Annotated in this window: 18 protein-coding genes; 15 read left to right on the top strand and 3 right to left on the bottom strand. The window is 60.4% G+C overall.

The annotated features are described in order from the left end of the window. Window positions 1–29: 29 nt before the first annotated feature. Complete coding sequence (locus PZA18_RS14100; protein ID WP_284101497.1) at window positions 30–557, bottom strand: hypothetical protein; 528 nt, start codon at window positions 555–557, stop codon at window positions 30–32. A gap of 154 nt (window positions 558–711) precedes the next feature. Between PZA18_RS14100 and PZA18_RS14095 the strand changes: the two genes are divergently transcribed. From PZA18_RS14095 to PZA18_RS14070, 6 genes are all read left to right on the top strand, one after another. Next, on the top strand, window positions 712–888 hold the full coding sequence (locus tag PZA18_RS14095) for a hypothetical protein (RefSeq protein ID WP_284101496.1): 177 nt from the start codon (window positions 712–714) through the stop codon (window positions 886–888). A gap of 88 nt (window positions 889–976) precedes the next feature. After that, a complete protein-coding gene (locus PZA18_RS14090) occupies window positions 977–2,314 on the top strand; it encodes an SWIM zinc finger family protein (protein WP_284101495.1) in 1,338 nt (445 codons plus the stop codon). Then, window positions 2,307–3,809: a DUF5691 domain-containing protein gene (locus PZA18_RS14085; RefSeq protein ID WP_284101494.1), complete on the top strand. Its 1,503-nt coding sequence runs from the start codon at window positions 2,307–2,309 to the stop codon at window positions 3,807–3,809. Before PZA18_RS14090 ends, PZA18_RS14085 begins: the two co-directional genes overlap by 8 nt. Beyond that, window positions 3,806–4,897, top strand: coding sequence for an ATP-binding protein (locus tag PZA18_RS14080; RefSeq protein WP_308447387.1), 1,092 nt, complete (start codon window positions 3,806–3,808; stop codon window positions 4,895–4,897). The genes PZA18_RS14085 and PZA18_RS14080 overlap by 4 nt, the downstream gene beginning before the upstream one ends. A gap of 51 nt (window positions 4,898–4,948) precedes the next feature. Continuing rightward, the gene (locus tag PZA18_RS14075) at window positions 4,949–7,234 is read left to right on the top strand and encodes a DUF5682 family protein (protein ID WP_284101493.1); all 2,286 of its coding nucleotides are present in this window, start codon (window positions 4,949–4,951) and stop codon (window positions 7,232–7,234) included. Between the two features lie 2 nt (window positions 7,235–7,236). Next, window positions 7,237–8,403, top strand: coding sequence for a vWA domain-containing protein (locus PZA18_RS14070; RefSeq protein ID WP_284101492.1), 1,167 nt, complete (start codon window positions 7,237–7,239; stop codon window positions 8,401–8,403). 153 nt (window positions 8,404–8,556) lie between these two features. On the opposite strand, the gene prpR is transcribed toward PZA18_RS14070, so the two are convergent. Next, window positions 8,557–10,452 carry a propionate catabolism operon regulatory protein PrpR gene (prpR, locus tag PZA18_RS14065; RefSeq protein WP_284101491.1) on the bottom strand — a complete coding sequence of 632 codons (1,896 nt, stop codon included), beginning with the start codon at window positions 10,450–10,452 and terminating at the stop codon, window positions 8,557–8,559. Window positions 10,453–10,636: 184 nt separating this feature from the next. On the opposite strand from prpR, the gene prpB reads away from it, so the two are divergent. The 8 genes from prpB (at window position 10,637) to prpF (ending at window position 18,797) form a co-directional block, all read left to right on the top strand. Continuing rightward, the gene (gene prpB / locus PZA18_RS14060) at window positions 10,637–11,524 is read left to right on the top strand and encodes a methylisocitrate lyase (RefSeq protein WP_284101490.1); all 888 of its coding nucleotides are present in this window, start codon (window positions 10,637–10,639) and stop codon (window positions 11,522–11,524) included. 5 nt (window positions 11,525–11,529) lie between these two features. Then, complete coding sequence (locus PZA18_RS14055; RefSeq protein WP_284101489.1) at window positions 11,530–12,099, top strand: GNAT family N-acetyltransferase; 570 nt, start codon at window positions 11,530–11,532, stop codon at window positions 12,097–12,099. A gap of 2 nt (window positions 12,100–12,101) precedes the next feature. Further along, on the top strand, window positions 12,102–12,572 hold the full coding sequence (locus PZA18_RS14050; RefSeq protein ID WP_284101488.1) for an EVE domain-containing protein: 471 nt from the start codon (window positions 12,102–12,104) through the stop codon (window positions 12,570–12,572). A gap of 32 nt (window positions 12,573–12,604) precedes the next feature. Further along, window positions 12,605–13,135 (top strand): hypothetical protein, encoded by a 531-nt coding sequence (locus tag PZA18_RS14045; RefSeq protein WP_284101487.1) that lies wholly within the window; start codon window positions 12,605–12,607, stop codon window positions 13,133–13,135. A 172-nt stretch (window positions 13,136–13,307) separates the two neighbouring features. Further along, window positions 13,308–14,453: a bifunctional 2-methylcitrate synthase/citrate synthase gene (gene prpC, locus PZA18_RS14040; protein ID WP_284101486.1), complete on the top strand. Its 1,146-nt coding sequence runs from the start codon at window positions 13,308–13,310 to the stop codon at window positions 14,451–14,453. Between the two features lie 79 nt (window positions 14,454–14,532). Next, on the top strand, window positions 14,533–17,136 hold the full coding sequence (gene acnD, locus PZA18_RS14035) for a Fe/S-dependent 2-methylisocitrate dehydratase AcnD (RefSeq protein WP_284101485.1): 2,604 nt from the start codon (window positions 14,533–14,535) through the stop codon (window positions 17,134–17,136). A gap of 80 nt (window positions 17,137–17,216) precedes the next feature. Further along, window positions 17,217–17,537 carry a GIY-YIG nuclease family protein gene (locus PZA18_RS14030; RefSeq protein WP_284101484.1) on the top strand — a complete coding sequence of 107 codons (321 nt, stop codon included), beginning with the start codon at window positions 17,217–17,219 and terminating at the stop codon, window positions 17,535–17,537. A 66-nt stretch (window positions 17,538–17,603) separates the two neighbouring features. Further along, window positions 17,604–18,797 carry a 2-methylaconitate cis-trans isomerase PrpF gene (prpF, locus tag PZA18_RS14025; protein ID WP_284101483.1) on the top strand — a complete coding sequence of 398 codons (1,194 nt, stop codon included), beginning with the start codon at window positions 17,604–17,606 and terminating at the stop codon, window positions 18,795–18,797. 123 nt (window positions 18,798–18,920) lie between these two features. Here the strand turns inward: prpF and PZA18_RS14020 are convergent, their stop codons facing one another. Continuing rightward, a complete protein-coding gene (locus tag PZA18_RS14020; protein WP_284101482.1) occupies window positions 18,921–19,646 on the bottom strand; it encodes a substrate-binding periplasmic protein in 726 nt (241 codons plus the stop codon). Window positions 19,647–20,069: 423 nt separating this feature from the next. On the opposite strand from PZA18_RS14020, the gene PZA18_RS14015 reads away from it, so the two are divergent. Then, window positions 20,070–21,323 (top strand): MFS transporter, encoded by a 1,254-nt coding sequence (locus PZA18_RS14015; RefSeq protein ID WP_284101481.1) that lies wholly within the window; start codon window positions 20,070–20,072, stop codon window positions 21,321–21,323. The last annotated feature ends 4 nt before the right edge of the window (window positions 21,324–21,327 follow it).

The raw sequence follows: 21,327 nt of genomic DNA, 5'->3' as shown, positions 1-21,327 counted from the left end.
ATTGCGAATAATGTGCCGCATTGGGGACATTAATCAGACTCTGCCACTTTATTGAATTTCTTCCGCTTTGCATCCCAGTAATAAAGCGTCGATGCTTTATCTATTGCCACCAGGAAAAAACCTTCACCTTGCAGTTTTACCGATTTCGGCTCACCTTTAGCGCACTTCCAATAACCTTCGCCACAGGCCGTTTTATAAACGCCAGGCTCAGCGCTTTCTAATGCCATGGTTTGTGCTTCGACCCAATTCTTATAGGATTCGAGCTTTTGAACGTCGTAATTGCCATCAGGGCGGGATATACGTGCAAATAACCCCCAATCCTTATCACTATGCTTTTGGCCCGCCTTGAACAAAATCCAGATCTGATCTTGGATTTTGTCGCCATTAAAATCTCCGGCCAATTTATAGGGGGTGGGAAGCCGGCTTTTGATTTCCGCCCAGTCGTGGGAATAGTCTTTGATATTCGGAACGCGCCACCCCGGCGGAGCAGCAAAATCTTCCGCCCGCGCCCATATCGGCAACACCAAACCCAACACCATCAGCAAACGCTTGAACATGATTCCCTCCGCACCCGATTTCATGACGAAAACAAGCGGGGCCACCTTGCGACACCCCATTCAATGAGTTATAGCTTGGCTTCGTGCGGGTAGTGGGGCCGGGCGCGCAATGGGTATGTGCCGATAAGCATCAGTAGACCTGGAATCGGGCTGCATGGACATTGGCGGAATCAACAGTTGCCGTTTTGTCGATGCGGACCTTCCCGATCAGGGTTGTCCGCAATCAGCGGAAGATCGCTCGCCGTTCACATCCAGGCACGGCATGACAAATGCAAAAATTCACGCTGCAGCCAAGTTTTTGAGCCAAAAGAAAATTGCCGGACAAGCATAGCAAAGTGGCGCCGGGCGCCAGTTTGCACGCATCGGCAGAACGAACGTTCTATGGTAGCGTGGGCGTTTTCAACCTTTCCTGCGCATCGATGATGCAACTCACCGAACAACAGGTGCTGGCCCTGGCGCCGGATAGTGGCTCGGCCGCCAACGGCAAGAAGCTGGCACAAGCCAAAAACTGGCCGACTCTGGGCCGCAGCGGGCGCGCTTTGTGGGGCGAATGCCAAGGCAGTGGCAAGAATCCTTATCAGGTGCGGCTGGATCTCGCCGATTTCGCCAGCAAGTGTTCTTGCCCTAGCTTCAAGTTTCCTTGCAAGCATGCCCTGGGTTTGCTGCTGCTCACGGCCAGTCAACCGGCGCTGGTGGCAGACGCCAGTGAGCCGGACTGGGTCAGCGAGTGGCTGGACAAGCGCTCTGACGCCGCAGCAAAAAAGGAAGCCAAAGCCCAGGCGCGGGCCGAAGCCGAAGTGGACCCCGTTGCTCAGCAGAAGCGGCTGGAGAAGCGTGATAACCGGGTACGCGACGGGTTGACCGCCCTGCAGGTCTGGCTGGAGGACCTGGTGCGAAATGGTCTGGCACGCCTCCCGGCCGAAGGGCCAGCCATTTGGGAGCAGCAGGCTGCCAGATTGATTGATGCGCAGGCACCCGGCCTTGCCAATCGCCTGCGCAGCCTCGCCGATTTACCGGGCACCGGGGCCGACTGGCCGGAGCGACTGTCAGGAGAAATCGGCAAGATTGCGCTGGCGTTACATGGCTTTGAGCGCCTCGATAGCCTGCCAGGGCCATTGCAAGCCAGTTTGCGGCAGCACATCGGCTTTAATCTGAAGGAAGAGGAAGTGCTCGCCAACGGCGAGGTGATACGCGATCAGTGGCAGGTAATCGGCCAGTGGATTGAGGAAAGCGACAAGGTGCGCACTCAGCGTACCTGGCTCTATGGCCTGCAGACCCGGCGCTTTGCCATGCAATTGCAGTTTGCGGCCGGACTGGGTCAGTCCTTCGGCACGGTGCTGCCGGCCGGCACGGCACTGGATGCCGAGCTGGTGTTCTGGCCAGGAGCCGGTTCACACCGGGCCATGATCAAAGGCAGCGCAGCCCCGTTGCCGCCGCCCCAGCAAAGTTGGCAGGCGGAACCCATTTCTGCCCTGCTCAACCGTTATGCCCAGGCTTTGGCGATCAATCCGTGGCAGGACAGGCTGGCCGGCACCATCGCCGAGGCCAGCCCGGTGCGGCATGAATCGCAATGGTTCCTGCGCGATGCACAGGGGGACAGCCTGCCCCTCATCGGCGGTGACTACTGGCTATGGCTCGCGCTGACCGGTGGCAGCAGCCACGACATTGCCGTTGAATGGGACGGCCGTTACCTGCGCCCGCTTGGTGCCTATATCAATCAGGTCTACGAACCGCTGACGGAGCGCCGCCATGCATGACACCACCCGACTGGCTCTGGTTGGCACAGCCAATCTCGCCAACGATGCGGCTGGCCTTGCTGCGCTTGAGCCACAGTTACTGGATTACAGCCGCGAGCGGCGGCTGTTGCTGCAGGCCGGTTCACTGGCCGTCTACCGACAGGCAGGCGGCTTGGCAACGCCGCTCGCCGCCGGCGGTCTGGCGCCTGCCGACACGCTGCCGGAAGCCCCCGCCAGCGCTAACAGCCCGCTTGCAGACATCATCGCTGGCACGCATACCGCACTGGCGCCTTGGGCTGCCGCCCGCTTGTTGCAAGCCGGTTATCGGCTGCCGGCACGGCTATTGCCACTGGCGCTGGCAACCGCCGAACGGCGTCAGCTTTGGTTTGGCGTGGCGGGCCAGCGCGGTCAGTGGCTGGCATCTCAGCACCCGGACTGGTCCGCGCCGGATGCCACGCCCCGTGCTCTGGACGACACCCAGCTCGAAACGTTGTGGCAGGAAGGCCGGCCCGCCGAACGTCGGCAGGCACTGGCCCTGCTACGCCAGCGCAATGCCGACCAGGCCCGGCAGTGGCTGCAAGCCGCCCTGCCTCAGGAGAAAGCCGAACAGCGCTGCCATTTTCTGGAGGTCCTGAAAGACGGCCTGTCGGCGGCTGATGAGCCACTACTGCAATCGCTGCTGGACGACCGCAGCCAGAACGTACGGCAGCTGGTGGTTGACTTGCTGGTGCAGATACCCGGCTCGGCCCTGTCCGGCTTATGGCAGCAGCGCGCCAGCCAATGCCTGCAGTGGCCCGTCAGTTCGGCAGGCCGACAGGTAGCGGCCAACCCGCCAACCGAACTCCTCAAGGAATGGGAACGCGAAGGCATTCTGGCGACACCGCCTCACGGCACCGGCCCTCGTGCCTGGTGGCTGCAACAGATCGTTGCACTGGTAGCTCCAGCCTGCTGGTCACAGCAAACGGGTGCCAGCGCTGGCGAATTGCTGGCCTTGCTGCCACAAAGCGATTGGGCAGACAGCCTGTATCTGGGCTTGGCCGACGCAGCCTGCCGCTTTGCAGACAGCGAGTGGGCCGCAGCCCTGGTTGCCGCCCACCACGCCGGGCGCGGGGTGCTGTATCCACGCAGCAGCGCACTCTGGGCGGTGCTGTCCGCCAGTCAGAGTGGAACCGCCGTGCTGGCAGCCTTGCAGGCCGGGCTTTGGCAGGAAGCGGAACGGGGCCTCGCCTCGCTGACCGCAAGCTGGAGCGATGTACTGTGTGCCGCCCTGACCCAACTCCCCACCGGCAGCGAATTACGACCAGACCAGCGGCACGATCTGCAATCGCTGCTTGAGCTTGCCGTGCTACGCGGCCCCGACCACTGGCTCGAACCCTTCACCCTTGCCGTACGAAGCCATATTCAGGCGCCCGGCCTTCAGAACGACTGGAATCTGCATTACGCCAACCGGCGTGCCGAAACGACTCTGGCGCTGGCTGCTGCCCGCCAAACCCTGATCAAGGAGATACCGCTGTGAGCCAAACCCTGAACGCCGTCCTGCGTCAGCATGCCGAACAACAATATGCCGAAGAGCTGGCCGAACTGGCCCGCCAGGACAAAAAGCCCCGCCCAGCCAACTGGAAACTGTCACCCTGGGCAGTCAAGACCTACCTGCTCGGCGGCCAGCTCGACAACGGCTATGAAGTCAGCCCCAAATATATCGGCAGCGCACGTCTGATCGAGATCGCGGTGGCCACGCTGGCCACCGACCGCGCCCTGCTGCTGTACGGTGTTCCCGGCACCGCGAAGAGCTGGGTATCGGAACACCTGGCCGCCGGCATCAGCGGCGATTCGACCTTGCTGATCCAGGGTACCGCAGGCACTGATGAATCGGCCCTGCGCTATGGCTGGAACTACGCCCGATTACTGGCTGAAGGCCCCTCTGAAAACGCACTGGTTGCCAGCCCGATGCTCAAAGCCATGCGTGATGGCAAGCTGGCCCGGCTCGAAGAGATGACCCGGGTGCCCAGCGAGGTGCAAGACACCTTGATCACTTTACTATCAGAAAAGACCTTGCCGATCCCCGAGCTGGGAATCGAAGTACAGGCCCAACGCGGCTTCAACGTGATTGCCACCGCCAATAACCGTGACAAGGGCGTGAACGAAATGTCATCAGCCCTGATGCGACGCTTTAATACGGTGATTCTGCCCACGCCCGACACTTTCGACGAGGAAGTGGCCATTGTCAGCCGCCGTGTCAATGAGCTGGGTCGGGCGCTGGAGCTGCCTGCCGAAAAGCCTGCGCTGGAAGAAGTCCGGCGCGTGGTGGCGGTGTTCCGTGAATTGCGTAATGGCCTGACCGAAGACGGCAAGACCAAACTCAAGAGCCCCAGCGGCACCCTGTCCACAGCAGAGGCGATCTCGGTGCTCGGCCACGGCATGGCCATTGCCGGCTACTACAGCGACGGCGTGCTGCGTGCCGCCGATCTGGCAGCAGGTCTGACCGGCGCGGTGATCAAAGACCCGGTTCAAGACAAGCTGGTGTGGCTGGAATATCTGAAAACCGTCGCCAAGGAGCGTGACGGCTGGAAGGACCTGTACCGCGCCTGCATGGATGTCGTGTGAGGCAGGCATGCACAAACAGAATCCCCTCGCTGCCGTCGTCAGGTAAACGTCATGACAACCCATATCTTTGGCATCCGTCACCACGGCCCCGGCTGCGCACGGGCCCTTGAAGCCGCACTGGCGGCCCTGGCTCCCGACATCATCCTGCTCGAAGGCCCGCCAGAAGCGGATGACGTCATCGCCCTGGCGGCAGACCCCGCCATGCAGCCGCCGGTGGCGCTGCTGGTCTACCCCAACGATGCGCCCCAGCATGGGGTGTTTTATCCCTTTGCCGAGTTTTCGCCGGAATGGCGTGCCATTCGCCACGCGACGGCTCGTCAGATTCCACTCTGGTTTATGGATTTGCCGCCAACGCATGGCTTCGCCGAGCAGATGGCCGCAGACGCCACCCGTGAAGCCTCCTCAGACGGCGACCACACACCGGAGCTGGATGCTCCCGCCGCAGATGCCGTCACCCCGGCCGCCGATGCCGGCCCGGATGTCGCCGCCGATACGCTGCAGCGCTGGCGCATGGACCCGATCGGCGAACTGTCGCGGGCTGCCGGTTACGATGACCATGAAACCTGGTGGGAAATCGAAGTTGAGCAAAGGCGCGATGCCCGCGAGCTGTTCGCAGCCATTGCCGAGGCCATGACTGCCCTGCGCGAGCACGCGCCCGAGCCAGGCCTGCGCGAGGCGCGGCGTGAAGCCCATATGCGCAGCAAGATTCGGGAGGCGCAAAAGGCCGGTCACCAAACCATTGCTGTCATCTGCGGGGCTTGGCATGTACCGGCATTGCAGCAGATGCCCCCCGCCAAAGACGACACCGCATTGCTCAAAGGTCTGCCCAAAACCAGGGTTTCAGCCACCTGGGTACCGTGGAGCGACGACCGGCTGGCCTTTGAGAGTGGTTATGGCGCTGGCGTCACCTCGCCGGGCTGGTATCGCCACCTCTGGCAAAGCCCGGATCAGGCCAGCCTGCGCTGGATGACGCAAGCCGCCCGTCTATTGCGCGAAGCAGGGCTGGATGCCTCCTCCGCCAGCGTGATCGAGGCCGTTCGGCTGGCGGAGTCGCTGGCCGCCTTGCGGGGCGCCGCCCTGCCCGGTCTGGCGGAAAACCGCGAGGCCATGCTGTCAGTGCTTTGCCACGGCCAGACATCGCCGATGGACCTGATCCGCCAGCAGCTGGAGATCGGCTATCGAATTGGCGCCGTACCCGCCCATACCGCCGCTGCCCCACTGCAAAGAGACCTGGAAGCCCAGCAAAAGCGCTTGCGCCTCAAGCCCAGCACCGAGAGCAAGCTGCTGGAACTTGATCTGCGGGAAGACAGTGGACGTGCCCGCAGTCGCCTGCTGCACCGCTTGCAGATCATCCAGGTGGAGTGGGGGCAGCGCCGGCATGACAGCAACCGCACAGGCACCTTCCGCGAGTCATGGACACTGAAATGGGACCCGGAATTGGTGGTACGCCTGATTGCCGCCAGCCGCTACGGCAACACCATCGAGGCCGCTGCCAGCCACGCCTTGTGCGAACAGGCACGCAACGGCGCTGACTTGCCGGGCCTGACGGCGATGCTCGACGACGCCGTACTCGCCCAGCTGCCCGTTGCCATCACCGTGTTATTGGGGTGCGTACAAACACAAGCAGCCTTGGCTGCCGACCTCTCGCATCTGATGGAAGCCCTGCCGCCGCTGGTCAACGTTGCCCGCTATGGCGATGTACGGGGCACGCAGGCCGACAATGTGCTGCCGATCATCATGGCGCTGGTCGAACGCATCACCGTCGGCATTCTGCCTGCGGCCAGCAGCATCGATGAAGCTGCCGCAGAAGCACTGATCCAGCATATCGATTCGGTCCAAACCGCACTTGATACGCTGGACCACACCGACCTGCGTGAGGATTGGTTTGACAGTCTGCGCCGACTGGCAGCGCTGGATACGACCGCACCCGCTGTGCGCGGCTTTGCCCTGCGTCTGCTGTTCGACCGACAGCAGATCGACGCAGAAGCGCTGGCACGACAAGCCAGTCTGGCCCTGGCGCCCGGCAATCCGCCAGCGGAGTCGGCAGGCTGGCTGACAGGTCTCTTGCGTGGCAGTGGCCTGCTGCTCCTGCATCATGACACCCTCTGGCACACCATCGACCACTGGCTGGGCCAGCTCGATCACGACACCTTCCGCGAACGGCTGCCCCTGCTACGGCGGGCCTTCAGTGGCTTCACCCGGCCGGAACGACGCCAGATGGGCGACAAAGTGCGTCATCTGGGCCAAACCCAGGCCGCGACACCTGCCGATGATGCGCTCGACCATGTACGCGCCGCGCAGGTCGTGCCGACACTGCTTGCTCTGATTGGACCTTGAATATGACGCAACCAAGCGCTTTCGAAACCGACCGTCTGCAACGCTGGCGCCTGATACTCGGCGATGCGGCTGCCGAAACTTGTGGTGCCCCGTTGAGCCCTGATCTGCAGCGGGCCGATGCGGCGCTGGCGGCCCTCTACGATGCAGAACGCAGCGGCAATCTTGGTCCATCCTGCCCGAATGTCGCACGCTGGCTGGGTGATATTCGCGAGTTTTTCCCAACGCCGGTTGTACAGGTCCTGCAGCAGGACGCAATCCACCGCCTCAACCTGCAAAAAATGCTGCTCGAACCCGAGTTGCTGGAAGCCATCGAGCCGGATGTGCATCTGGTAGCCAGTCTGGTTGCCCTGGGCAAGGTCATGCCGGCCAAGACCCGCGAAACCGCACGCATGGTCGTCAGGCGTGTCGTCGAAGAATTGGAGAGGCGCTTGCACGAACCGATGCGTCAGGCGGTCAATGGTGCGCTGAACAAGGCCGAACGCAATCTGCGCCCCCGCCTGAATGAAATCGACTGGCACAAGACAATTCAGGCCAATCTGAGCCGCTATCTGCCCGAGAAGAAAACCGTAGTGGCCGAGAAACTGGTCGGCTACGGACGCAAGCGCTCTGCCCTGCGCGACATCGTGCTATGCGTCGATCAAAGTGGTTCGATGGCGGCTTCGGTGGTGTATGCCGGGGTATTTGCTGCGGTCTTGGCCAGCCTGCGCGCTGTCAAGACACGGATGGTGGTTTTCGATACGGCCGTGGTCGATCTGACCGATGAAGCCGAAGACCCGGTAGACCTGCTGTTCGGGGTGCAGCTGGGGGGTGGCACGGATATCAATCTGGCTCTGGGTTATTGCCAGCAGATCATCGACCGGCCTGACAAGACCATCCTGGTCCTCATCACCGATCTGTACGAAGGCGGCAACAATGAGCAAATGCTCAAGCGGGCAGCGACACTCAAGGCAGCGGGGGTCAACGTCATCTGCCTGCTGGCATTGGCCGACGATGGCACACCGGGTTTTGATCATCGCAACGCAGCGCACTTCGCCGCGTTGAATATCCCGACTTTCGCCTGCACCCCCGACCGTTTTGCCGAGCTGATGGCCAATGCAATTCAGCAGCAGGACATCAATCTATGGGCAGCGAAGCAGGGATTCGTGACCAGTCGAAGTGGGCAGAGTTAGGTTCTGTTGACGTAAGGTTTTCAGATCGCGTTTCGCCGGAAATAAAACGTCAACAGAGCCTAGCTCGCTAAACCGCGCTTACCCTGCCTCGCCTCGCCCCAAAACTCGGCCCGGCGCGGCTGTAAACCTTACGTCAACAGAACCCAGGCCCGGCTATTCGCCGGCCTTCAGGCGGCGCCACAAGGTTGTCCGGCTGATGCCGAGCTGGCGTGCCGCCTCGGTCTGGTCGCCGCCACAGGCGGCCAGGATCTTGCGGATGTGCTGCAGCTCCTGCTGACGGCGGGTGGAAGGTAGATCTGGCGCGGGCGCGGCTTCGCTGAGTTCGGGGGCCAGCCGCCGGACATCCGCTTCATCCAGCCGCCCGGCCACATGCAAAAATACCGCCAGCCGTTCGCCAAGATTCTGCAATTCCCGCACATTGCCAGGCCAGCCATAGCCCTGCGCCGCCCGCAGAAAGGGTTGCAATAGCTGCTGCGGATCCAGGCCGGAGCCCAGACGGCGCAGGGCATCCCGAACCGCCGCCAATGCCAGCAGGCCAACATCGGCACCGCGCTCGGCCAGCCGTGGCAAGGTCAGGTTGAGAATATTCAACCGGTAATACAAATCCGCACGGAAACCCCCTTCCACCACCCTGGCTTTCAGATCGGCGTGGGTGGCTGCCACCACCCGCACATCCACCGGCGTCGGTTCCGCCCCCCCCAGCCGTAACACCTGGCGCTCCTGCAAAACACGCAGCAAGCGGGTCTGCAGGGGCAAGGGCATATCGCCGATTTCATCCAGAAACAAGGTGCCCTGATGCGCAAGTTCGATCAGGCCCGGCTTGCCACCGCGACGCGAACCGGTAAACGCCCCTTCTTCATAACCAAACAGTTCTGATTCGAGCAGGCTCTCGGGAAACGCGGCGCAGTTGAGCGCTACAAACGGCCCCTGCGCCCGCCGCGATGCCAGGTGAATGCCCTGGGCGAACAGTTCCTTGCCAGTGCCAGATTCGCCACCGATCAGCACGGCGGAATCGGACTGCGCATACAGCGATGCCAGCTCTCGCGCCGCCGCGATGCTGGGCGACTCGCCCAGTACATCGTGCAGCCGGTAGCGGGCCTGAAACTGACTCTTGCGGGCCTCTGCTCGCAGCTTCCGGTCAGCGCGCTCAATCGCCGTGGCATCCTGAAAGGTCAGCACCGCACCTACCGTTTCATCCGCCTGCAACAGCGGCAAACGTTGCGTCACCAGGGTCTTGCCTGCTACGCCGACAATCTCGTCGCGTCGGGCCTCGCCGGTTTGCAACACCCCGCGCAGACTGAGTTCCGGCGCAATTTCAGTCAGCCGGCGTCCATTGGCCCAGTCTTCACCGAGCCCGATCAGACGAGCCATGGCCGGGTTGATGGTCTGGATGCGCTCATCAGCATCCACCGCCACCACTCCCTCGACCAGACTTTCCAGGATCCGGTCCAGGCGTTCGCGCTTGGCCTCTTCCAGCCTTGCCACCCTGGCCAGTTCCAGCGCCCCTTCGAGCGCGGCACGCACCGCCCGCGCCGAGTAGATCAAGACCCCCGTGAGGTTGTACAGCCCGGCCAGATAGACAATCTCGCTGGAGCCCACCACGGCTGGCCGAGACTGAATTGCCAGATTGGCGAGCAAGACGCGGGCAGAGGCATCGTCTTCATACAGGTGGCGCGAGAGATCGAGATTGAGCACCGGCACGATTTCGTCGAACTCCTCGGCCAGCCGGCGCCGCGTGACAATGGCGACCTTGACGCCGACACGGCTGGCCCGCGCCAGTGCCTGCACAATGTCGTCACCGCCCACCCGGATCGCCGACACCGGCAGACTCAAGGCACTACGGATACGATCCGCCCCCGCCCCCGCAGCGACGACAGCGTCAACCTGTCCTGCGCGTTGCAGCTCCGCCAGGCTGGTCTGGGCAATATCGTAGGGCTGGTCGATCAAGCGCCACGCGGCAAGATCGTTGTACGCAGGCAGCTGACTGCGAATCAGATCAACCAGCCCACGCGAGGCCACAATTGCAATCTGGGGCTTGTTGCCAGGCATTTCATTTCACCTTTGAAACACTGAACTTCAATAATGAAACATATACTCCGCACTGCACGTCAAGCCCCCAAAGACTAAGCTGATGATTTACCGGAAGAAGCCACAAGACCATAGTACTGGCAAGGTTTTTGCTAAGACTACTGCCTCATAGCAGTCATTATTTTTACGTTTCAAGGAGTCCCGCATGAGTTCACGTTCCGCTGGCGCCCGTTTCCGCGCAGCTGTTGCCGCTGAAAAGCCCCTGCAGATTGTTGGCGCCATCAATGCCTATGCCGCCCTGCTGGCCGAACATTCGGGCCACAAGGCACTGTATGTGTCAGGCGGGGGCGTTGCTGCCAGCTCCTGTGGCATCCCCGATCTGGGCATCACCACGCTTGAAGACGTATTGATTGATGTTCGTCGCATCACCGACCGCACCCAGCTGCCCGTGCTGGTGGATATCGACACCGGCTGGGGCGGCGCATTCAATATCGCCCGTACCGTGCGCGAGATGATCCGTGCCGGCGCTGCCGCCGTGCATATTGAAGATCAGGTAATGGCCAAGCGCTGCGGCCACCGCCCCGGCAAGGCCATCGTCAGCAAGGAGGAGATGGTTGACCGGGTGAAAGCGGCTGTCGATGCCAAGACCGACCCCGAGTTCGTGATCATGGCCCGTACCGATGCCCTGGCCGTTGAAGGTCTGCAGGCCGCTATCGACCGTGCCTGTGCTTGCGTAGAAGCCGGTGCTGACATGATCTTCCCCGAGGCGATGGAAAGCCTCGATATGTATAAAGCCTTCGTCGATGCCGTGAAGGTACCGGTGCTGGCCAATATCACTGAATTCGGCAAGACGCCGTTGTTTACCCGCGACGAGCTGGGCTCTGCCGGTGTCAGCATGATGCTGTACCCGCTGTCGGCCTTCCGCGCCATGAGCAAGGCAGCACTGAATATCTACGGCCACATCGCCGCCGAAGGCACCCAGAAGAACGTACTCGACACCATGCAGACCCGTATGGAGCTGTACGACCACCTGGGCTACCACGAATTCGAGCAGAAGCTGGACGCCCTGTTCGCCCAGCAAGACCAGGGCTGAACCGCATGTTTGCCCCGTTCCGGCTCGAATCCGGTCGCATCGTTCTGAGGGACTGGGTCGATGCCGACCTGGAACCTTTCGCCCGCCTGAATGCCGATCCTGTATTCCGCCGGTACTTCCCATCGGTGCAGAGCCGGGAGCAAAGCGACGGCGTGGCACGTCGCCTGCGGGACGATGGCCATCACGGCAGCATGACTTTCTGGCCGATTGAAATCCCCGGTCTGGCCCGTTTTGCGGGGTATGCCGGGCTGATCCAGACTTCGTTCGAAGCGCCGTTCACCCCCTGCGTGGAAATCGGCTGGGGCCTGGACCCGGCCTTCTGGGGGCAAGGCTACGCTACCGAGGCGGCGCGGGCCGTTCTGCGTTACGGATTTGAAACACTGGTCCTGAACGAAATCGTCGCGCTGACCGCCACCATCAACACGCCATCGCGCCGGGTGATGGAGAGGCTTGGCATGCATCACAACCCTGCCGACGATTTCGATCATCCGAGAGTTGAAGCGGGGCATCCGATACAGCGGCATGTGCTCTATCGCTTGCCGCGCGCAGACTGGCTGGCACATAGCGGTGGCTGACCATGCGGTACTGGATAGGAGTGGTGTCGTGGGAGCATGTGCAGCGGGGGGTTGCGGGCGGGTTTTGTCAGCTCTGCCATGGCAAAAATGGCCCGCTCAAAAAAATGCAGCCTGGTGACTGGCTGATTTATTACTCGCCAAACAATGCAATGGGCGAAAGCGGCACCTGCCAGCAGTTCACGGCAATCGGTCAGATTGCCGAAGGCGAGCCCTACCTGTTCAGGATGAGCGATGACTTTGTGCCCTACCGTCGCGACGTACATTACCTACCCTGCCAGAGCACCCCTATCCGGCCGATGATCAACGATCTGGCCTTTATCCGCGACAAACAGCGCTGGGGGTATGCCTTCCGCTATGGTCAGGTCGAAATCAGCCGCGAGGACTTCGAGTTAATTGCCGGCGCTATGCTCGATTCAATTCCAGACAGCCGTGACACCCCACCGGGTCACGGCACAACGCTGTCTTTGTTTTGACTATTTCTTACACATAGCGAGGAGCTGCACGGATGTCATATCACCACGTTTTCGGTTTTTGCCCGATCCTACCCTCGCAGGTTGAAATATTGCGAACTTATCCCGGTGGCGATGGCCATGAAGCTACCATTGATGAAGCCGTTGCCGGCGACATCATCGATGAATCAAATGCGCTGACCATGTGGTCGCGCAATAGCTGGGTCACCCGAATCATTGCCGCTGAGTCCCGCAGGCTACAGCTGCCTCTATTGCAAAAACTCGGGGGCAGAATGTGGGGCTATGAAGCACAAGAGCTTCCTGCCCTACAAAGTGAGCTCGCCATTATTTGCAAAGCAGATGGGTGGACTGACGCAGACAGCTGGGATAGCGATGCATTTGACGAATATTTTGCAGAGGTCGCTGAAATTGAAGGCATTCTCGCCGCATGGCAGGCGCATGAAATTGAAACACCAGACGAAGGCGATTCTCCTTTCGATTTATTCGTTTGCTTATTTGCCCTGCAGGAGCTCGCAACGGTCGCCATGAATGAAGGCAAAGGGCTTGCCTATTTCTCCATCGATTAAACGGTGCCTCAGCCTGTCATGCTCGAATATCTAAACGTCTGGCGCGCCATTTTGGCCGATCTTCCAGCTGAACTGAAAAGCACAGCATTATTACTGGTATTGAATCTTCACGGCTCATCTCTCCGAGCTGTGTCAATCACGTATTTCTTTTAACTCATCCTGAAAGTCCGCCATGACTGAAACTGTCCTACCCAAGCCAAAGAAATCCGTTGCCCTGTCGGGCGTTGCTGCGGGCAATACCGCGCTTTGCACGGTTGGCCGTACCGGCAACGATCTGCACTACCGGGGTTATGACATCCTCGACGTGGCCGACGCCTGCGAATTCGAAGAAATCGCCCACCTGCTGGTCCACGGCAAGCTGCCCAATGCGGCAGAACTGCGTGGCTACAAGGCCAAGCTCAAATCACTGCGCGGCATCCCGGCCAGCGTCAAGGCCGTGCTCGAAGCGATTCCTGCCGGCGCCCATCCCATGGACGTCATGCGGAGTGCCGTCTCCGCACTGGGCTGCGCCCTGCCAGAAAAAGATGACCACAACACCCCCGGCGCGCGCGACATTGCCGATCGCCTGATGGCCTCACTGGGCTCGATGCTGCTCTACTGGTACCACTTCAGCCATAACGGACGTCGCATCGAGGTTGAAACGGACGACGACAGCATCGGCGGTCACTTCCTGCACCTGCTGCACGGCAAGCAACCTCCGGCAGAGTGGGTCAAGGCCATGCACACCTCGCTGGTCTTGTACGCCGAGCATGAATTCAATGCCTCGACCTTTACCGCCCGCGTCATCGCCGGCACCGGCTCCGACATGCACTCCGCCATCACCGGCGCAATTGGTGCCCTGCGCGGCCCCAAGCATGGTGGCGCCAACGAGGTGGCCTTCGAAGTACAGAAGCGCTACGAAACCCCCGACGAAGCCGAAGCGGACATCCGCGCCCGCGTCGAGCGCAAGGAAGTGGTCATTGGCTTTGGCCACCCGGTGTACACCATTGGCGACCCCCGCAACAAGGTGATCAAGGAAGTCGCCCGCTCACTCAGCCAGCAAGCCGGTGACATGAAGATGTTCAACATCGCCGAGCGCCTAGAAACCGTGATGTGGGATATCAAAAAGATGTTCCCCAACCTCGACTGGTTCTCGGCTGTCTCGTATCACATGATGGGCGTACCCACCGCCATGTTCACCCCGCTGTTCGTGATCTCACGCACCTCGGGCTGGGCCGCGCATGTGATCGAACAACGCATCGACGGCAAGATCATCCGCCCAAGCGCCAACTACACCGGGCCGGAAAATCTCGAATTCGTACCCATCGAAAAGCGCTGAGCCCCGACGCTCCCTTGATGACGCTTCGCCGGCCCGGCCAGCGAAGCGTCAAACCGTTCTAGCCATCAATCAATCAGCCATGAACTCCGCCTACCGCAAACCCCTGCCCGGCACTTCGCTCGACTATTTCGACACCCGCGCCGCCGTCGAGGCCATCCAGCCAGGTGCCTGGGCCAAACTGCCCTACACCGCTCGCGTCCACGCCGAAAACCTGGTGCGCCGCGCTGAACCGGAAAAATTGACCGCCTATCTCTCACAGCTGATCGAGCGCAAGCGCGACCTCGACTTTCCCTGGTTTCCAGCCCGCGTTGTCTGCCACGATATTCTTGGCCAGACTGCCCTGGTCGATCTGGCCGGCCTGCGCGATGCCATTGCCGACCAGGGTGGTGATCCGGCCAAAGTCAACCCCGTGGTGCCGGTGCAGCTGATCGTCGATCACTCGCTGGCTGTCGAATGCGGCGGCTTCGACCCCGACGCCTTCACCAAGAACCGGACCATTGAAGACCGGCGCAATGAAGACCGCTTCCACTTCATCGACTGGACCAAGCAGGCCTTCAAAAACGTCGATGTGATCCCGCCCGGCAACGGCATCATGCACCAGATCAATCTGGAGAAAATGTCGCCGGTCATCCATGCCGATAACGGTGTGGCCTATCCCGACACTTGTGTCGGCACCGACAGCCACACGCCGCATGTCGATGCGCTGGGCGTCATCGCCATTGGCGTCGGCGGGCTGGAAGCTGAAAACGTGATGTTGGGCCGGGCGTCGTGGATGCGTCTACCCGACATCGTCGGCGTCGAACTCAGCGGCAAACCCGCCCCCGGCATTACTGCGACCGATGTGGTGCTCGCCCTGACCGAATTCCTGCGCAAGGAAAAGGTGGTAGGGGCGTATCTGGAGTTCTACGGCGAAGGCGCTTCGGCACTGACTCTGGGTGACCGCGCCACCATTTCGAACATGGCTCCCGAATATGGGGCCACGGCCGCCATGTTCTTCATCGACGAACAGACCATCCATTATCTGAGGTTGACGGGCCGTAGTGATGCACAAGTTCAGCTAGTTGAAACCTACGCCAGAGAAGCCGGCTTATGGGCAGACAGCCTCAAGACCGCCGAATACGAACGGGTGCTGAAGTTCGATCTTGCAACCGTGGTACGCAACATGGCTGGCCCTTCCAACCCGCACAAGCGCCTCCCGACCAGCGATCTGGCAGCACGGGGCATTGCGGTTGATCTGGAGAAAGCCCGCCAGCAGGAAGCCGAGGGCCAGATGCCGGATGGCGCTGTCATCATCGCCGCCATCACCAGCTGCACCAACACCAGCAACCCCCGCAACGTCATCGCAGCCGGCCTGCTGGCCCGCAATGCCAACAAGCTGGGCCTTACGCGCAAGCCTTGGGTCAAGTCGTCGCTCGCACCGGGCTCGAAAGCGGTCACCCTCTATCTGGAAGAAGCCGGATTGATGCGTGACCTGGAAGCGTTGGGTTTTGGTGTGGTGGCTTACGCCTGCACCTCCTGCAACGGCATGTCGGGTGCGCTCGACCCCAAGATCCAGCAGGAAATCATCGACCGTGACCTGTATGCAACCGCCGTGCTGAGCGGCAACCGCAACTTCGATGGCCGCATTCACCCCTATGCCAAGCAGGCGTTCCTGGCTTCGCCGCCTCTGGTTGTTGCGTATGCCATTGCCGGCACCGTCCGTTTCGACATCGAAAAAGACGTGCTCGGTGTGGTCGATGGTCGTGAAATCCGCCTGAAAGACCTCTGGCCCAGCGATGCGGAAATCGATGCAGTCGTCAAACAGGCGGTCAAGCCCGAGCAGTTCCGCAAGGTGTACGAGCCGATGTTTGCCGTGCGCACCGATAGTGCAGCTGCCGTCAGCCCCTTGTATGACTGGCGCCCGATGAGCACCTATATCCGTCGCCCCCCCTACTGGGAAGGCGCACTGGCTGGCGAACGCACGTTGCGTGGCATGCGGCCGCTGGCCGTGCTGGGTGACAACATCACCACCGACCATCTATCGCCGTCGAACGCCATCCTCGCCAGCAGCGCTGCAGGCGAATATCTGGCCAAAATGGGCCTGCCGGAAGAGGACTTCAATTCCTACGCCACCCATCGCGGTGATCATCTGACCGCGCAACGCGCCACCTTTGCCAACCCGACGCTGCTCAATGAGATGGTGGTGGTCGAAGGTCAGATCAAGAAAGGCTCACTGGCCCGGATCGAACCCGAAGGCACGATCACCCGCATGTGGGAAGCCATTGAAACCTATATGGAACGCAAGCAGCCGCTGATCATCATCGCCGGCGCCGACTATGGCCAGGGCAGCTCGCGGGACTGGGCGGCCAAAGGCGTGCGGCTGGCAGGTGTCGAAGCCATCGTCGCCGAGGGTTTCGAGCGCATTCACCGCACCAATCTGATTGGAATGGGCGTGTTGCCGCTGGAGTTCAAACCCGGTACCAACCGCCTGACGTTGGGCATTGACGGCACCGAGACCTTCGATGTAATCGGCGAGCGCAAGCCCCGCGCCGATCTGACACTGATCATCCATCGCAGGAATGGCGAACAGGTACAAGCCACCGTCACCTGCCGTCTCGACAGCGACGAGGAAGTGTCGATCTACGAAGCAGGCGGCGTCCTGCAACGGTTTGCGCAGGATTTTCTGGCGGCGGCCAATAGCTAGCCAGCCTTGCCTCTGCCGCCAGCGATCGGCGGCAGAGGCAGCAGCGATAGCACTATTTCGACAACTTGAGAGTTGAGCCCATGACACAGAAAGGCACCAACATCATCCCTTGGGGATGTGTGTATAAGGTCACTTTTCCCAACGGCAAAATTTATGTGGGTCGAGATACCGCCGCTACGGCCAACATGGACTTCTTTAAGTACTTTGGTTCACCGAAAGCAGGAAAACGAGACATGCTCGCCGATATGGGTGAGTACCTTAACGGTCAAATACCCTACACCGTGAGTAAGGAAATTCTCTACTCAGCCGAAAACGTGATGGTTAAAGACCTGAACAAAAAGGAAAAGGAATTCATCAAGGCGCTCAACGCCAAAGATCCTGCCATTGGCTACAACCGTTAATTAAAAAGCCCCCTCCTCCATACGGGGAAGAGAGGGTCTCAAGCCGAACATAGGAAACGCGCACCCATGACACTCCCCCCCCAGATCAAGATCCCCGCCACCTATATGCGTGGCGGCACCAGCAAAGGTGTGTTCTTCCGCCTGCAGGATCTACCGGAAAGCTGCCAACAGCCCGGCCCCGCCCGTGACCAGCTGTTCCTGCGCGTCATTGGCAGCCCCGACCCCTATGGCAAACATATCGACGGCATGGGTGGTGCTACCTCCAGCACCAGCAAGTGCGTGATCCTGTCGAAAAGTTCGCGGCCTGATCACGATGTAGACTACTTGTATGGTCAGGTTTCCATCGACAAGGCCTTTGTCGATTGGAGCGGCAACTGCGGCAACCTATCCACCGCAGCCGGCGCCTTTGCTTTGCATGCCGGACTGGTTGACCCGGCACGCATCCCGGAAAACGGCGTCTGCACCGTGCGCATCTGGCAAGCCAATATCGGCAAGACCATCATCGCCCACGTGCCGGTCAGCCACGGCCAGGTGCAGGAAACCGGCGAGTTCGAACTGGATGGCGTGACCTTCCCGGCCGCTGAAATCGTGCTCGAATTCCTCGATCCGGCCGATGAGGGGGAATGCGACGGCGGGGGCGCGATGTTCCCGACCGGCAGGCTGGTGGATGACCTTGAGGTGCCAGGCGTCGGCACTTTCAAAGCCACCCTGATCAACGCCGGCATCCCCACCATCTTCGTCAATGCAGCCGACATCGGCTACACCGGCAGTGAGCTGCAGGAAGCCATCAATAACGATACCGCCGCGCTGATGCGCTTCGAGACCATCCGCGCCCACGGCGCCTTGCGCATGGGGCTGATCAAGACGCTGGACGAAGCCGCCACCCGCCAGCACACCCCGAAAATCGCCTTTGTGGCCCCCGCTGCCGATTACAAGGCATCGAGCGGCAAAACCGTGGCGGGCAAGGACATTGATCTGCAGGTACGGGCACTGTCGATGGGCAAGCTACACCACGCCATGATGGGAACCTGTGCGGTGGCTATCGGTACAGCCGCCGCGATCCCCGGCACTTTGGTCAATATTGCGGCGGGCGGCGGCGAACGCACTGCCGTACGTTTCGGCCACCCGTCCGGCACGTTGCGGGTTGGCGCAGAGGCGAAGCAAATCAATGGTGACTGGACCGTCAGCCGGGCCATCATGAGCCGCAGCGCACGGGTTCTTATGGAAGGCTGGATTCGAGTACCCGCCGATAGCTTTTAATAGTGAGTGGCGCTACCGCCACCATTCACCAGACCGGCCCGGCAACCTGCCGGGCTTGCGGGCGCGCCGTGCAAGCAAACAACCGCATGGCGCCCCCCATCTCCGCCACATCAGGCCCACAGATCAGAAAGCGGCATAACGCTTCTCGATCTGCTCGTACGCCCCACTGCTGCGCAAAGCCTGCAAGCCATCGCTGAAGCGCTCACATTGCGTCGCCAGCTTGCAACCCAATTGATATTGCGTAGGCGGAAAGATGGCAAACCAGGTAAGCGGTTGTTTGACATCGACCAGATTACCCACTTCCCGATTGAAATATTCGATTATGCGACGGTCGCCAACAATCACGTCGATGCGGCCGGCGTACAACAGCCGATTGCGAACAATCTGCTGAGCTTCCTCCCGATAGTTGGGATTGCTGCTCGCCATTGCCTGAAACTCCGATCCGAGCAGAAATCGTGCGCGCTGAAATGCGCTGACCGAGTATTTGCCAAGATCGGCGATAGTGCGTATCTCCAGCCGCCGCGAGGCCAGTGCCACAGCAAAGTTCTGGTACTGGATGTAGGGGGCTGAATAATGCGCCTGGATACCACTCATCTGATTCGTAGTGGCAATCGCATCCAGCTGCCCCCTGCCCAGCATCTGGTGCAGGCGCTCCAGCGGTGCGAAAAAGGGCTCGATCTCGTACCCGGCCCGTAGTGCCGCCTGCTCAATGATGTCCACTTCCAGACCGCGCTTCTCCGCTTCAAAGATATAAGGCGGCTTGTTGGTACCAAAACCCACCCGCAACAACTCGGCTTGCGCGGTACCCGCCATCACCATTATCAAGCCAGCCAGCCAGCCTTTTCCCATCACGCCACATCCAGGTTCGTCATTCTCACTCTGTTATAGCTAGGCTCTTGACGCCCCGCCATGACTTGACAGCATCAAGACACCCCACCGGCAAGGCCGCTTAAGAACGCTCTCTTATCAAAATAGTCCATTTGGATATATCGATAATGCGACATCAACTTAGATAGTTCACCTTTTTTGTCGGTATTTACCCCTCAATTTTACGTGCTAGGGAAAACATCCAATTGACAAAACAATTCTGAAATATTGGCTCAATAGTGCTGTGCAATCCAATGGTCATTTATCATCAAAATGATGTAACACAAAGAATATAAACACAAATTTCTCTTCAAAAAAATCGCAAATTCAGTTATGATGCACAGCACAATTAAGCCCAACTTACCCAGTTGGCCACATTTATCAGACCACCGAACTGAACAATTGATGCCCAATTCGCTACTACCCATTTCGCCTTTGCGCGCACTGCTGTTTTGCCTGCTGTTATCTCTGTTCGAATTATTGACCTATGTTGGCAGCGATGTCGTCATGCCTGGCATGCTGAGCGTCGTCAACGATCTGCGCGCAGACACCCGTTACGTTCCACTCTCGCTCAATGCTTATTTATTAGGTGGCGTGGCCTTCCAATGGCTGATCGGCCCGCTGTCTGACCGCTTTGGTCGTCGCCCCCTGTTGCTGATCGGTTGCGTAGGCTTTGCGCTGGCTTGCCTGGCCACCCCCTGGGTGACCGACATTCGCCTGTTCACCGCCTTGCGCTTCATCCAGGGCATTGGCTTGGGTTTTGTCGTCGTGGTGAGCTACCCCGCCCTGCAGGAGGGCTTTGCCGAATCAGACGCGGTAAAGCTGATGGCCATGTTCTCCAATATCGCCCTGCTTTCGCCGCTGCTTGGGCCGCTGGTAGGAAGTGCCCTGCTGTCCGTCATGTCCTGGCGTACCCTGTTTCTGGCCATTGCCTTGCTCGGCGTGCTGGTCTGGCTGGGGCTGTACTGCCTGATGCCGGAAACCATTGGAGTCACGCGTAAGGATGGTAGCCGTCTGGAGCCACAGCCCCTGCATATCGGCAGCATTGCCAGTGCTTATCTCGACCTGCTGCGCAATGGCCGCTTCATGTCCGGCAGCATCGCCTTGGGCCTGACCGGCTTGCCGCTGCTGGCCTGGATTGCCTTGTCCCCCCTGTTACTGATGCACAACCTTGGCATGAGTACGACGGAATACGCGCTGTGGCAGTTGCCCATCTTTGGCGCGCTGATCGCCGGCAACTTTGCGCTCAACTTCCTGATCGAGAAATTTGAGATCGAACAGCTGGTGCGTCTGGCTCTGATCCCGGTATTAGGCGGCCTCGCGCTGGCATTGGCTGCCACACTGGCCACCGGCCATGTCATTGCATTGATCAGCGGCTTGTCGCTCTACGCCTTCGGCCTGGGCATCTGCAATGCCACCCTCTATCGCATCACGCTGTTCTCCAGTGAAAGCGGCAAAGGTTCCGTATCGGCCATGCTCGGCATGATCTCGGTTGCCATTTTCGGCCTCGGCAGTTCGCTGCTGGCCAGCCTGGGCGCCGGAAACAGTCTGACCGCCTACATCATCGCGGCAAGCATCCCTGCGTTTGCCGCCGCCTTACCGATCACTCGTGTGTTGGTCAAGCCGCCTGAGCCGGCGTTGGCCAACCAAGCCAGCTAGCCCC

The organism is Parachitinimonas caeni (assembly GCF_030129945.1).
Taxonomy (GTDB): domain Bacteria; phylum Pseudomonadota; class Gammaproteobacteria; order Burkholderiales; family Chitinimonadaceae; genus Parachitinimonas; species Parachitinimonas caeni.
The sequence above is the reverse complement of the archived record's forward strand: the minus strand, read 5'-3'. Positions and strand labels throughout refer to the sequence as shown.

Coding starts and splice junctions, on each gene's coding strand:
- PZA18_RS14100 (WP_284101497.1), bottom strand. CDS start 557: ATGTTCAAGCGTTTGCTGATGGTGTTGGGTTTGGTGTTGCCGATATGG.
- PZA18_RS14095 (WP_284101496.1), top strand. CDS start 712: ATGGACATTGGCGGAATCAACAGTTGCCGTTTTGTCGATGCGGACCTT.
- PZA18_RS14090 (WP_284101495.1), top strand. CDS start 977: ATGATGCAACTCACCGAACAACAGGTGCTGGCCCTGGCGCCGGATAGT.
- PZA18_RS14085 (WP_284101494.1), top strand. CDS start 2,307: ATGCATGACACCACCCGACTGGCTCTGGTTGGCACAGCCAATCTCGCC.
- PZA18_RS14075 (WP_284101493.1), top strand. CDS start 4,949: ATGACAACCCATATCTTTGGCATCCGTCACCACGGCCCCGGCTGCGCA.
- PZA18_RS14070 (WP_284101492.1), top strand. CDS start 7,237: ATGACGCAACCAAGCGCTTTCGAAACCGACCGTCTGCAACGCTGGCGC.
- prpR (WP_284101491.1), bottom strand. CDS start 10,452: ATGCCTGGCAACAAGCCCCAGATTGCAATTGTGGCCTCGCGTGGGCTG.
- prpB (WP_284101490.1), top strand. CDS start 10,637: ATGAGTTCACGTTCCGCTGGCGCCCGTTTCCGCGCAGCTGTTGCCGCT.
- PZA18_RS14055 (WP_284101489.1), top strand. CDS start 11,530: ATGTTTGCCCCGTTCCGGCTCGAATCCGGTCGCATCGTTCTGAGGGAC.
- PZA18_RS14050 (WP_284101488.1), top strand. CDS start 12,102: ATGCGGTACTGGATAGGAGTGGTGTCGTGGGAGCATGTGCAGCGGGGG.
- PZA18_RS14045 (WP_284101487.1), top strand. CDS start 12,605: ATGTCATATCACCACGTTTTCGGTTTTTGCCCGATCCTACCCTCGCAG.
- prpC (WP_284101486.1), top strand. CDS start 13,308: ATGACTGAAACTGTCCTACCCAAGCCAAAGAAATCCGTTGCCCTGTCG.
- acnD (WP_284101485.1), top strand. CDS start 14,533: ATGAACTCCGCCTACCGCAAACCCCTGCCCGGCACTTCGCTCGACTAT.
- PZA18_RS14030 (WP_284101484.1), top strand. CDS start 17,217: ATGACACAGAAAGGCACCAACATCATCCCTTGGGGATGTGTGTATAAG.
- prpF (WP_284101483.1), top strand. CDS start 17,604: ATGACACTCCCCCCCCAGATCAAGATCCCCGCCACCTATATGCGTGGC.
- PZA18_RS14020 (WP_284101482.1), bottom strand. CDS start 19,646: ATGGGAAAAGGCTGGCTGGCTGGCTTGATAATGGTGATGGCGGGTACC.
- PZA18_RS14015 (WP_284101481.1), top strand. CDS start 20,070: ATGCCCAATTCGCTACTACCCATTTCGCCTTTGCGCGCACTGCTGTTT.